Below are 13,381 nucleotides of genomic sequence, written 5' to 3'. Positions count from 1 at the left end.
TCTAAATGAGTTCAAAGATTATTTTCAAATATTCAGGGGGATGATGATAGAGTCCCGTGTTACATTTTGGTGAATATTACCTATTAAAAAGCACTCTCAAAACAAATATTTTGACCGAAAAATATTATAGAATAATAGAATCACTGGGTAGTTAAACGCCTAAATAATTTTTGTTTATTATGATTAAAGGAGTATAATCTTATGAATTTAAATGGGAAAACGATTTTAGTTACAGGTGGAACAGGTTCATTCGGTAAGAAGTTTATTTCAAAAGTATTAGAACACGATATAAAAAAGGTTATTGTTTTTAGTCGTGATGAATTAAAACAATATGAAATGTCACAGGAGTTCAGTGATCCAAGAATAAGGTTTTTCATAGGGGATGTACGGGACAAGGAGCGTTTATATAGAGCATTTGATGGAGTGGATATTGTAATTCATGCAGCAGCGTTAAAGCATGTAGGTGCTTGTGAATATAATCCATTTGAAGCAGTTAAAACTAATATTCATGGTGCTCAAAATATTATTGAAGCTGCAATTGACCGTGGGGTAGAAAAAGTAATAGCTCTAAGTACGGACAAAGCAGCTAGTCCAGTTAACTTATACGGGGCAACTAAATTAGCATCAGATAAATTATTTGTTGCTGGCAATTCTTATGCAGGTAATAAAGAAACAAGATTTTCTGTAGTTCGCTATGGTAATGTAGTTGGTAGTAGAGGAAGTGTGGTCCCTTTCTTTAAAAGACTGAAGGAGAGTGGAGCGACTGAACTTCCAGTTACTGATGAGAGAATGACTCGTTTTTGGATCACTCTCGACCAAGGAGTTCAATTCGTAATCGACAATCTTCAAAGAATGAAGGGTGGAGAAATTTTCATACCAAAGATTCCTAGTATGAAGGTTACCGATTTGGCAGAGGCAATTGCTCCAGAATGTAAAATCAAGATCGTTGGAATTCGTCCTGGTGAAAAACTACATGAAGCTATGATTACAGAAGATGATGCTCGTCACACTTTAGAATATGATACCTATTTTGTCATTCAACCAGAATTTTCTTGGTGGAGAGAGGATTATTCAAACGGTGGTAAGCGATTATCTGAAGGATTTACCTATGTGAGTAATACAAATAACCAATGGCTAACTGTTGAAGAGCTGAGAGAGTTGGTAAAGGAGTAATTACTTAAATGTTGATTGAAAGGAAGTTTCCCTTGGATAAACCAATCAGAGACAGTTATTTACCATATGGTAGACAATGGGTTGATGAAGACGATATTCAATCTGTAATAAAAATATTAAAAGGTGACTATTTAACGACTGGTCCAGCGGTAGGTGAGTTTGAGCAGGAGATTGCTTCTTACGTTGGAGCTAAATATGCTGTTGCATTTTCGAATGGAACTGCGGCACTTCACGGTGCTTGCTTTGCAGCAGGTATCGGCGAAGGAGACGAAGTTATTACAACACCGATGACGTTTGCTGCTAGTTCTAATTGTGTTTTGTATCAAGGTGCCAAACCAGTTTTTGCAGATATAGACTTTAATACTTATAATATTGACCCTCAAAAAGTTGAAGAATTAATTAACGATAATACAAAAGCTATCATTCCTGTGCATTTTACCGGACAACCTGTAGCATTAGATGAGATTCACATTCTTGCTAAAAAGCACAGTTTGGTCGTTATTGAAGATGCTGCTCATGCGCTAGGCGCAACTTATAAAGGTAAAAATGTTGGTTCATTAAGTGACATGACAATGTTTAGCTTTCATCCAGTGAAACATATTACTTCAGGTGAAGGCGGTATTATTACAACAAATAATGAAGAGTATTACCAAAAGTTATTACAATTCAGATCTCATGGAATAACAAGAGAACCTGATAAGTTGATTGAAAATCATGGACCTTGGTATTACGAAATGCAATTCTTAGGATTTAATTACAGAATGACCGATATTCAAGCTGCTCTAGGTACTAGTCAGTTGAGGAAAATTGATAAGTTTATTGATCTAAGGAAGAAGTTTGCATCCATGTATAATGAGGCTTTTAAAGATATAAATGAAATTCAAATCCCATATCAGGACCAGAGTGGGTCATCAAGCTGGCATTTATACATTATACGTTTAAATTTAGAAAAGCTTTTAGGTAGTAGAAAAAAAGTATTTGAAGCATTACTTAATGAAAATATTGGTGTTAACGTACATTATATTCCTGTTCACCTTCTACCATACTATTCACAATTGGGTTATCAACGAGGTATATGTCCAAATGCAGAAAAGTTGTATGAGGAAATCATCACATTACCACTATTTCCTGCTATGACAGAAGAAGATGTAAATGATGTAATAGCAGCTGTTAATAAAGTAATAAATAATTATCGAAAGTAGGGTAATTACATGAAAGTTGCGGCTATTATACAAGCGAGAATGGGTTCAACAAGACTTTCAGGAAAAGTAATGAAAGATATATTAGGAAAAACTGTTCTTTCACATGTAATAGAAAGAGTTAGACAATCTAATTTTATTGAAGAAATTATTATTGCAACAACAGTACACGAGAGAGATAGTGTTATTGAAAAAGAAGCAATTTCAAGTGGCGCAAAGGTATATAGAGGTAGTGAAGATGATGTTCTCAGTCGCTATTATTTAGCAGCCAAAGAAAACAATATTGATATTATTGTAAGAATTACATCAGACTGCCCTGTAATTGATCCACATGTAATAGATGAAATAGTTGATATATTTATAAAAGGAAACCATGATATTGTAACAAATGCTGGGTCAGATCTAAGTAAAAGAACTTATCCTAGAGGATTGGATACAGAAGTATTTTCTTTTGAAGTATTGGAAAATGCGTTTACTAATGGAAGAGAAGAGTATCATAGAGAACATGTTACTCCTTACATTTATGAACATAGTCATAAAATACATTACTTCAAGAATGATGTTAATTATTCTAAATATCGATGGACATTAGATACAGAAGAGGATTTCAAGCTAATTAACGAAATTTACAATAGATTATATAAAGGGAACCATGACTTTTATCTTCAAGAAATTATTGACATATTTAAACAAGAACCAAAACTTTTTTCAATCAATGCACATATTGAACAAAAGAAAGTCAATTAGGTCTAAGGATGGGTAATATGAGGGTGTTAATTTTAACGGAAGGCGGTAGTCAAATAGGTTTAGGACATATCTCAAGATGCAGCTCTTTATATGATGAAATAGAGGGAAGAGGAATTACAGTTGAGTTCCTCATTTATGGAGACATAAGTGAATATGAGATAATAAGAAATAGAAAATACAAGGTAGTTAATTGGCTATCTGAAGACTTTTTAACTAAATATATAAAACAGAACGACTATTGTATTGTAGACTCTTATTTGGCTAATAAAGGTTTATTTCGAGATATTTCAAAATTAGCAAAAAAGGCATTATATATTGATGATAATGGAAGGATTATATATCCTAAAGGTATAATTGTGAACCCGTCTCTTAGTACTGAAGCAGTTAAGTATCCTAAAAATGATACTAACTGCTATTTACTTGGACCGAAATATATCATTTTGAGAAATCCCTTTATACAAGTTAAAAGAGAGTATATTAATTCTCAGGTAAAAGAAGTACTGATAACATTGGGTGGTTCAGACATAAATAACTTAACTCCAGGCATCTTAAAACATCTTTACAGACAAAACTCAGACATTATTTTTAATGTAGTAATAGGACCCGCGTTTAAAAATATGGTTGAACTAAAGAGTTTTAATCCAAAAAATATTAGATTTTACGAGAATGCCTCTGCTGTGGAAATGAAATCTATTATGCTAAAGTCTGATTTAGCGATAACTGCAGTAGGGCAGACTATTTATGAATTGATAGCTACTCAAACACCTTTTATTCCAATAAAAATAATAGAAAATCAAAGTAATAATGTTGCTGGATTAAAAGAGTTTAATTTGGTGAAAAAAGTTCTGGACTCAAAGGATATAGATTTATTGCAGAAAATAGAAAATGAGTTTAATAAGCTGTTATGTAAGAATAGAAGAGCTGAAATAGTCAATATGTATAATGGTGTTATAGATGGATTAGGGAGTAGACGACTTATTGACATTCTGGTTGATGGCAAAGAGGTGGAATGACTATGAAGATACTCTTTTGTGGGTTCGGTAAACTAGGAAGACATTGTCTAGATCGGCTATTTGCCGAAGGATATACAATATCTTTTATACTCACTCATAAGGAACTAGGTAATGATAGTGTTGATACGTTCGCGAAAAAAAATAATATAAAATATTCGTATAAAGATGCAAGAATGCATATGAATGACATAAAAATAGAAATAGTTGAAGAAAATATTGATTATTTGATCAGTGTAAATTATAGATATATTATTCCAAAGGAAATTTTTAGGTTACCAAAATACGCAATGAACATTCATGGTTCTTTATTACCCAAGTATAGAGGAAGAACACCACATGTATGGAGCATTATCAACGGCGAAGAATTTAGTGGTATTACCTCTCACATTATCGAAGAGACGGTTGATACAGGAGATATCATTGAACAAATTCCTATAAGAATCAACAGCGAGGATACAGGATATAGTTTACTGAAGAAGTATGAGGAGTTATATCCAGAATTGTTAATAAACTCATTAAAAAAGCTTGCTAATAATGAGCCTTTCATTAAACAAAATGAAAAGGAAGCAAGTTATTTTGGGAAACGAACACCAGATATGGGGTACATTGACTTTTACAAATGTGCGAATGAAGTTATCAATTTTGTAAGAGCTCAGGCAAACCCCTATCCAGGTGCTTATTATTTTTTAAAGAATGGAAAAAAAATCATCATTAATCGATTAATAGTTATAGATTCGGTATCACATGATATGCCTATAGGAGTCATTACTAATAAAAACGATGAATATTACGTTAAATGTAAGGATCATGTTCTGAAGATTGTTGATTACAAAGTTATGTAGAGATACAGGAGGAATAGTAATGTCAATTAATATCGGAGATTTCAATATTGATAGAAAGAGTCCAACATTTATTATTGCAGAGCTATCTGCTAATCATGGACACGATATAAATATTGCGAAGAGAACCATAAAAGCCGCTAAAGAAGCTGGTGCAGATGCAATAAAATTACAAACCTATACTGCGGATACGATTACTATTGATTGTAATAACGATTACTTCAGGATAAAAAGTGGAACTATATGGGATGGACGAACATTGTATGACCTTTATAAAGAGGCCTATACACCATGGGAATGGCATGAAGAGCTAATGGATTATGCCAAAGAACTTGGTTTAATTTGCTTCTCAAGTCCCTTTGATAAAACAGCAGTCGATTTATTAGAAAGTCTAAATGTCCCTGCCTATAAAATTGCATCATTTGAAATAACAGATGTTCCACTGATAGAATATGTTGCATCCAAAAAGAAACCAATCATTATTTCAACTGGAATTGCAACTCTTAGTGAAATAGATGATGCCGTACAAGCCTGTAGAAGAGTGGGTAATGATCAGATTATTCTATTAAAATGTACCTCAGCTTATCCAGCAAAAATTGAAGATGCCAACCTAAGAACAATGCAAAACTTAAAAGAAACGTTTAATGTTGAAGTGGGCTTATCAGACCATACATTAGGTGTAACAGTTCCTGTTGTTTCTGTCGCTTTAGGAGCAAAAGTGATTGAAAAACACTTTATTTTAGATAAGAGTATTGGTGGTCCAGATGCGAGCTTTTCACTTGATAAACACGAATTTAAGCAACTTGTAGATTCGGTTAGAGATGCGGAGAAGGCACTAGGAAGGATAGATTACGAACTTACTGTGAAGAAAATAAAGAGTAGGGAGTTTTCCCGTTCATTATTTGTTGTCAAAGATATCAAAGCCGGTGATATTTTTACAGAAGAAAATGTGAAATCAATAAGGCCAGGGGATGGATTAAAACCTAAATATATTCAGTCAGTACTTGGGAAAAAGGCTAAACAGGATATATCTAAAGGGACTCCGGTAAGTTGGGCAATCATTGGCTAAGGGAATAAAATGAATTGTTACATTTTATATACATTTAGGTGTACATGGATAACTTGAAACAAGCGTTTAGCCTATTATTATTGCCTTTAGGAAAACTATAATTATAACAAATATATTTAATAGGGAATTGAGTCAAAATTATGAATACGCATGTTCCACATTATCTTGCATTTAACAGACGAAATTAAGGAAGTAGATTTGACTTGATAGTAATATAGTTATCATTTCACATGTATGGATCTTAATAATCATTTAGGAAAAGCAGGATTATTTTAAATACCATTTTGTCCCCAAGATAGTAATAAATTATTTTTTTGCGGTAAGTATTTATTAAGAAGATTTTAGGAGGCATATTATCATGAACATCCCACTACTATCCATGTCACTCAGCCAATCAAACCTACAAAGCCAAGTCAGTCTGTCCTTAATGAAAAACGTAATGGACACATCCCAAGCAAACGCCAATGCACTAACAGAAATGCTGTCCACCACGAATGCTGGGGCAAACCCACCGCATCCACATCTTGGCGGAATCATCGACACAAAGGCATAAAAAAAGCTCTAGGACACAATCTCCTAGAGCTTTTTTTTATCATTCTTAGGTAACAAAATATCAACCACAGTCCCCAACCCGCTCTTACTTCTAATCCGTAATTCCCCACGATGTTCCTTAATAATCTTCTGACTAATCGTCAGCCCGAGTCCAATTCCTTTTTCTTTCGTCGTATAAAAAGGGGTCCCTAAATTGTGAAGACGCTCCTTTGAGATTCCCTTACCAGTATCAATAACTCGAATTCGAATCACTGAATCCATTTCTTCTACCCGAACTCGAACTTTTCCATACTTGGAAATCGATTCAATGGCATTCCCAATAATGTTTACTAAAACTTGCTTTATATTGTTCTCAATCCCACTTGTAGAAATATGCTCTTTACTATAACTCTCGGTCAACGTCACATTGTACAAATTGGCATGCGAGTCAAGGAGTGTAAGCGTACTACTTACAATTTCGTTCATATTCATCACTTCAATGGCCCCAGCTTGAGGTTTAGCTAGGAACATAAATTCAGTAACAATGGAATCAATCCTAGATAACTCTTTAAAGATAATATCCCAATAAAAGGCATCATTGTATGCGATTTCATCTTGTTCCATTAGTTGCAGAAAGCCCTTAATCGAGGTGAGAGGGTTTCTAATTTCATGTCCAACACCAGCCGCGAGTTGTCCTACTGCGGAGAGCTTATCCAGCTTTCGAATCAAGGCTTCATTTTCTTTTCTCTCGGTAATCTCACGTCCGACCACCATATAATCTGTTCCATGACCTGTCTGGGTCAGAACTTTTCCAATGACTTCTAGCCAGATATAGTGTCCTTCACTATGTTGATATCGAAACTCCACTCTCTGAGGTTCTCCGGTCTGGAGTAACTGATCATATCTTTCTTGTATGTAATCTATATCTTCTGGATGGATTAAATCGAGCGCGTACCTGCCCATATAGAATTCTGGTTTAAATCCCATAACATTTTCGTATGAAGGGGATGCATACTTAATGATTCCATTTTGATCAAAGATGGCAATTAAGTCTGACATATTATCCGTAATCATTCTATATTGATGTTCACTTTCTCTTAGCGCCTCCTCTTGTTGCTTCTGTTGGGTGATGTCGCGAAAAATCGTAACCATTAACTTATGATTGTCTTCACACATACACGTACTGTTTAGTTGAAACTGACGCCTGACACCATCTAAGCATTTGATATTTAGAGTGATAATCGAGAGCTTGTCTCCATTTTCGAGCTGTTGGTATCTTTGTTTTCCTTGCTCCATACTATCTGAGTGAAACAGTTCGAGAACAGATTCCCCTATAAGTGACTCGGCACTCTCAGCATGAAAAAGAGTCACTCCAGCATTATTGATATAGTGAATAACACCACTTTCATGGAGTATGACACCGTCCGGTATAAAATTCAAAAGTCTATATACTTTGGAAGAAGTAGTTTAATGTTTGGGAGATCCTTCTTTCACCAGTTTCCACTAAAATTCATCCTTAATTATCAGACTTATTGGGATATTTCAATTTTACAACTTTAGTCGGAAAATATGAAGGGTTACTCATTCAGAGTACCTAATTCTAATAGTGAAAATAACAGGCCTTAAGTCCTTTCAACCAATCATTATTCAAATCTTGTCAAAAAGGGGACCCTCTTGGGAAACATCTTGAATCTTTATTTACCCACAAAAAGGATCCCTTTCTTAAGACCATATACACTCACCAACATTAAGCCAAACGCAGTCATAAATGCCATAATCACACTTACATACCCCATTCCAACACAATAACAAGCCCAGCCAACAATCGTACCGACCCCAACAATTATTGGACCTTCCAATCCTACACGTTGATTTCTCCAAAATATAAACCCAAACACAGGTAGAGTAGAGGCATAATAAGAGCCAAAGATAAAAAATAAATCTAACAACGTAATGGATTGGTAATAAATAATGGCTGGAACAACCCCTAGTAGAATGACAAGTAAGAGTAAAGTCTGATTCACTTTTTTAGGAAGTACTGCCCCTTTTAACATATGAAGGGAACGAACTTGAGTCCAAAAGGTATCTAGTAAAATGACAAATAAAACAAAGAACAAAATAGTGGTAATCGGCCATGAATCATACCGGTGTAACATTTTTTCAAATACCGTAAAGATGCTATCGAAGCCGCCTTTGTATATAGAAGCGAGGACCATCATCGTAAATCCGAATGGAATCGTAGTCCATACCAATCCTGTTATAAATAGACCACGACGGAATCTGGTTTTATTCGCTTTTAACAGGACGCCCCACATCTTTCCATCCATTAACATATTGCCTAATATCGCTAACCAAAAAGCAGTTAAAAGTGGTAAAATTTGATCAAATTCTATGAAGAACAGATAAGGGTGATACAAGCGAACGCCTTTATAAACAGGTTCTGTCCCATCAAAAAGAAAAGCATGTATAAGCATCATGACCATCAATAGTAACAATAACCCTACCTTCATCACATTGAAGTTTGTAAACCATTCAAGATTCCCAATAACCACTAGTAACCAACCAAATAAAAAGAAAAGTGCTACTCCGATTGGAACTGGGATATAAAAGATGGCGTATAATAAAAGGCCTACAGCCAGTCCAATACCGATCATTCCAAAGTAAACGGCGAGAACCATAATACGTTTTGTCCAAAGAAATGCTCTTTCTGTTAATCTTTCTTCCAGCAAGGGTAGGAATTCTCGATGTTTCGTTTGGGTTCGGACTCTTTGTACTAAAGGGATTAAGGCAAAAAAGGAAAAGCATCCCGCCAGAGCAAATACAATACCACCTGAAAATCCAAATCTTAGTAAAGATTCAGGAGAAGCGAATAGTGTATTACCTGTACTCCAACGAGAGATGAGAAGAATCGTAAATAGCCCATATCCATAGGTGATTTTTGTACGGGTCTTTTCATTCATAGGTTACGATTCCTTTCTCTGTATTCCTTCGGTGTCATCTCTTCCTTCTTTTTAAATTGGGTGGAAAAATAATGAAGACTATTAAATCCAGTTTTCTCAGCAATGGTTGATATATTTTCATTTGAAGAAACAAGCAAATGTTTCGCTTTCTCTAACCGATATTGGTTTATATAATCAGAAAGAGATGATCCAACCTCTTCACTGAATTTCCGACTTAAATAAGCCGCACTTACATGTACCTTAGAGGCAACTTTTTGCAAAGTAAGCCGCTGGTTATAACATTCCTCGATAGTGGACAATGCTTCATTTATTAGCTTTGAATACCCTTGCTTATACACCTCAGACGAAAATTTCTTCACGGTCTCTCTTAGTTCTTCTGCTATGATCGGCTTCGTCAAATATTCAACAACACCGAGTTGGATGGAGGCCTTTGCAAATTGAAAATCTTGATGGGCTGATAAAATAATGACAGGTAAATCAGCCTGTTGTTCCTTTAAGTCACGAATCAATTCCAGACCAGACTTTCCAGGCATTTCTATATCCACAATTGCAAGATGAAAATAGTTTTCTTTGAAAATGGATAATGCCTGACTACTGTCATAGGCATAGTAAAAGTTCCAAAGAGGAAAGGATGGTTTTAATATATATTCAAGCTGTTCAATGACAATAGGTTCATCGTCCACACATAAAATATTCATCCTTTACACCTCCTCATGATCTTCAGTTATTTTGGGAAGTAAAATCGTTATGATGGTTCCGCCTGACACTTTTGGCGTAATGTCGATAGAGGATTCATCGTATAAGAGCTCTAATCTTCTTTTAATATTTGGTAGACCATGACCTTTTTGAAAGATGTCATTTTTCGTCAGCTTTCCAATCCCAAGTCCATTATCGGAAACCGTGATCCTCACATTTTCTTTGAAAAGATCTGCTTTAAGCTCTAGTAGAAGCTCACCAGGCTTTTTTTCTAAACCATGCTTAAAAGAGTTTTCAACGAGTGTTTGAATTAAATAGGGAGGTAAGAGGGCAGATTGGACTTCAGGATCTATGTCCAGGTTTACATCCAATCGGTTTTGGAACCTAATTTTTTGAATTTGGATATAGGACTGTGTATAGGCCCACTCTTTTTCAAGAGGAATTAATGGTTCTTTCACTTGGTATTTAAACTTTAAATAATGGGACAATGCTTCCATTACCTGGACTAATGTTTCCTTGCGATCAAGACGTGCAAGTCCAAGCATAAGGTTCATTGTATTGAAAAGGAAGTGAGGTTGAATTTGTTGGTTTAGCTGCATGTACTCACTTTCCTGAAGCTCTTTTTCCATTTGCACTTGTTGCTTTTCAAAGGTTAACCCGTCAATTTGTTTTTCGAACGCTAATACAACAAGTAGTGAAATGGCACCGACTAATGGTGCAAAAATGGCAACCACAACAAATATGGTAAAAGCATTGTAGCTTAAAAGCATAATCCACCAATCCCTGCTGAAAATTTACAATAGTATAACATAATAGTTAATATTTCGACATCTTTCTACAGAACTCTACTTATTTACAAAAGCTGTTTTCCTATACATTGCTCCATTTTAACAACAGCCGTTCTTTGAACTAAGGTGTTGATTTCCGTTGCAGGTGCTTGCTTTCCGCGGGCGGTCCGGGAGCCTCCTCGTCGCTATCGCTCCTGCGGGGTCTCCCTTGTCCCTTCCTCCCGCAGGAGTCAAGCACCTCCACTCCAATCAACTGCAGTTCGAATATAGTTTGCATAACGCTACAATCTTTACAAAAGTTACAAAAAAAAAGACGGTGGGGGAGACCGTCTTTTTAAAATCCTATATTTATGAAATTTGATCAGCGTAGTGACAAGCTACACTGTGATTCTCTCCAAAAGTTCGTAACTCAGGTTCAACCTGCCTGCAATGATCCGTAGCAAGAGGACATCTTGTGTGGAATCGACATCCCTTTGGTGGATCAATTGGAGAAGGAACATCACCTTTCAAGATGATTCGTTCTTTCTTTTTCTTTCGATCTGGTTCTGGTATCGCTGATAATAAAGCCTGGGTATAAGGGTGCAATGGATTGTCAAATAAGTCTTTTTTATTCGCAATCTCTACTACTTTGCCTAGATACATCACGATTATTCGATCGGAAATATGTCGTACCACACCGAGGTCATGTGAGATAAATAGGTAAGTTAATTCGTATTCTTTTTGTAGTTTCTTTAATAGATTTAATACCTGTGCTTGCACCGAAACGTCTAATGCTGAAACAGCCTCATCACAAATAATGAGTTTAGGTTCAACCGCTAAGGCGCGGGCAATTCCAATACGTTGACGTTGACCTCCACTAAATTCATGAGGATAGCGGTCTAGTTGTTCTTCTCGAAGACCAACCTGCTCTAATAGCTCAATTGCGCGTTTTTTTCGATCCTTTTTCGGAACAACATTAAGGATTCCCATTGCTTCCTCTAACGTTTGCCAAATTGTCCGACGCGGATTCAGAGAGGCAAATGGGTCTTGGAAAATAACCTGTAAATCTTTTCGAACTGCACGTAATTTACTTTTTGATAAGGATAAGAGATCTTGATTCTGAAATAGTACCTCACCGCCAGTCGGTTCATCTAATCGAAGAATGGCTCTTCCTGTAGTAGATTTTCCACATCCAGATTCCCCAACGATACTAACGGTTTCCCCAGCATTGATGGTAAAACTAACGCCATCTACTGCTTTAACATGATTTACGGTACGGCCCAAAATTCCACCTTTAATCGGAAAATATTGCTGTAAATCTTGTACTTTAAGAATAGGCTCCTTCTTTAAATCAATCACGGACATCACTTGCCACCTCCTCGAGTACTGAACCATCCCAACGGTCGGTATACATCCAGCAACGAATCTTATCGCCTTTTTCATTTTCAATCAGCTCGGGTTGTTCCCCTTTACACAAAGCTGTTGCGAACGGGCATCTTGGGGAGAAGCTGCAACCTGTAGGTAAGTTATGTGGACTCGGTACACTACCAGGAATCGCCTCAAGCTCCTCTACATCACGGTCAGAGCGCGGAATACTTTTTAATAACCCTACTGTATAGGGGTGCTTAGGGTTATCGAATAAGGAATCGACATCGGTATACTCCACGATTTTCCCCGCATACATAACGGCCACTTTATCACAGGTTTCTGCTACAACTCCCATATCATGGGTAATCATAATGACTGCTGTTCCGAGTTCTTTTTGAAGCTTTTTCAATAGCTCTAAAATTTGAGCTTGAATCGTCACGTCTAGGGCAGTTGTCGGTTCATCTGCGATTAGTAGCTCTGGATTACAAGCCAATGCAATAGCAATCATGACCCTTTGTCTCATTCCGCCACTTAATTCATGTGGTTCCTGCTTTGCCCGTTTTTCTGGGGAAGGGATTCCGACTAATCTCAACATGTCTACGGCTTTGTCCCAAGCTGCTTTTTTTCCGAGCCTTTGGTGAGTACGAAAGACCTCCGCAATTTGTTCCCCAACGGTATACACAGGATTGAGAGAGGTCATCGGTTCTTGGAAAATCATCGAGATTAAGTTCCCTCTATATTTTCGCATTTGTTCATCTGATAATTGGAGAAGGTTTTCACCTTTAAAGTTAATTTCTCCTCCGACAATTTTTCCAGGTGGTTGTGGAATTAACCCCATGATGGAGAGCGAGGTCATACTTTTTCCACATCCGGATTCTCCAACGATTCCAAGGGTTTCTCCTTTTGCCACTTCAAAATCGACACCATCTACGGCTTTAGTTACTGCTTTTTTCGAGAAGAAGTGGGTTTGTAAATCTCTGACTTCTAAAATGGTTTCTTTTTTTGTAAGATGCATGAGC

The 13,381-nt window shown here is 36.3% G+C and carries 13 protein-coding genes; 7 read left to right on the top strand and 6 right to left on the bottom strand.

What is annotated here, in order from left to right:
- Nucleotides 1-201: 201 nt before the first annotated feature.
- The 7 genes from pseB (at nucleotide 202) to ABDZ91_RS03350 (ending at nucleotide 6,593) form a co-directional block, all read left to right on the top strand.
- Nucleotides 202-1,173, top strand: coding sequence for a UDP-N-acetylglucosamine 4,6-dehydratase (inverting) (gene pseB / locus ABDZ91_RS03380; protein ID WP_343796354.1), 972 nt, complete (start codon nucleotides 202-204; stop codon nucleotides 1,171-1,173).
- Nucleotides 1,174-1,205: 32 nt separating this feature from the next.
- Nucleotides 1,206-2,375, top strand: coding sequence for a UDP-4-amino-4,6-dideoxy-N-acetyl-beta-L-altrosamine transaminase (gene pseC / locus ABDZ91_RS03375; RefSeq protein ID WP_343796352.1), 1,170 nt, complete (start codon nucleotides 1,206-1,208; stop codon nucleotides 2,373-2,375).
- 9 nt (nucleotides 2,376-2,384) lie between these two features.
- Complete coding sequence (locus ABDZ91_RS03370; protein WP_343796350.1) at nucleotides 2,385-3,119, top strand: cytidylyltransferase domain-containing protein; 735 nt, start codon at nucleotides 2,385-2,387, stop codon at nucleotides 3,117-3,119.
- Nucleotides 3,120-3,136: 17 nt separating this feature from the next.
- On the top strand, nucleotides 3,137-4,132 hold the full coding sequence (pseG, locus tag ABDZ91_RS03365) for a UDP-2,4-diacetamido-2,4,6-trideoxy-beta-L-altropyranose hydrolase (RefSeq protein ID WP_343796348.1): 996 nt from the start codon (nucleotides 3,137-3,139) through the stop codon (nucleotides 4,130-4,132).
- 2 nt (nucleotides 4,133-4,134) lie between these two features.
- Entirely contained in the window at nucleotides 4,135-4,974 is an 840-nt protein-coding gene (locus ABDZ91_RS03360) for a methionyl-tRNA formyltransferase (protein ID WP_343796346.1), read from the top strand.
- A 19-nt stretch (nucleotides 4,975-4,993) separates the two neighbouring features.
- On the top strand, nucleotides 4,994-6,040 hold the full coding sequence (pseI, locus tag ABDZ91_RS03355) for a pseudaminic acid synthase (RefSeq protein WP_343796344.1): 1,047 nt from the start codon (nucleotides 4,994-4,996) through the stop codon (nucleotides 6,038-6,040).
- A 358-nt stretch (nucleotides 6,041-6,398) separates the two neighbouring features.
- Nucleotides 6,399-6,593 carry a YjfB family protein gene (locus tag ABDZ91_RS03350; RefSeq protein ID WP_343796342.1) on the top strand — a complete coding sequence of 65 codons (195 nt, stop codon included), beginning with the start codon at nucleotides 6,399-6,401 and terminating at the stop codon, nucleotides 6,591-6,593.
- Between the two features lie 23 nt (nucleotides 6,594-6,616).
- Here the strand turns inward: ABDZ91_RS03350 and ABDZ91_RS03345 are convergent, their stop codons facing one another.
- From ABDZ91_RS03345 to ABDZ91_RS03320, 6 genes are all read right to left on the bottom strand, one after another.
- Nucleotides 6,617-8,011 (bottom strand): PAS domain S-box protein, encoded by a 1,395-nt coding sequence (locus ABDZ91_RS03345; protein WP_343796340.1) that lies wholly within the window; start codon nucleotides 8,009-8,011, stop codon nucleotides 6,617-6,619.
- Between the two features lie 254 nt (nucleotides 8,012-8,265).
- Nucleotides 8,266-9,531: a hypothetical protein gene (locus tag ABDZ91_RS03340; protein ID WP_343796338.1), complete on the bottom strand. Its 1,266-nt coding sequence runs from the start codon at nucleotides 9,529-9,531 to the stop codon at nucleotides 8,266-8,268.
- Nucleotides 9,528-10,229, bottom strand: a complete 702-nt coding sequence (locus ABDZ91_RS03335) for a response regulator transcription factor (RefSeq protein WP_343796336.1) — start codon at nucleotides 10,227-10,229, stop codon at nucleotides 9,528-9,530. Before ABDZ91_RS03335 ends, ABDZ91_RS03340 begins: the two co-directional genes overlap by 4 nt.
- A gap of 3 nt (nucleotides 10,230-10,232) precedes the next feature.
- Nucleotides 10,233-10,997, bottom strand: coding sequence for a sensor histidine kinase (locus ABDZ91_RS03330; protein WP_343796334.1), 765 nt, complete (start codon nucleotides 10,995-10,997; stop codon nucleotides 10,233-10,235).
- 366 nt (nucleotides 10,998-11,363) lie between these two features.
- Nucleotides 11,364-12,359: an ABC transporter ATP-binding protein gene (locus ABDZ91_RS03325; RefSeq protein WP_343796332.1), complete on the bottom strand. Its 996-nt coding sequence runs from the start codon at nucleotides 12,357-12,359 to the stop codon at nucleotides 11,364-11,366.
- A complete protein-coding gene (locus ABDZ91_RS03320; RefSeq protein ID WP_343796330.1) occupies nucleotides 12,346-13,377 on the bottom strand; it encodes an ABC transporter ATP-binding protein in 1,032 nt (343 codons plus the stop codon). Before ABDZ91_RS03320 ends, ABDZ91_RS03325 begins: the two co-directional genes overlap by 14 nt.
- Between the last annotated feature and the right edge of the window lie 4 nt (nucleotides 13,378-13,381).

The sequence above is a fragment of the Bacillus carboniphilus genome (genome assembly GCF_039522365.1).
Classification (GTDB): Bacteria; Bacillota; Bacilli; order Bacillales; family JC228; genus Bacillus_BF; species Bacillus_BF carboniphilus.
Note: the sequence above shows the minus strand (reverse complement) of the source record. Positions and strands in the feature narration are given on the sequence as shown.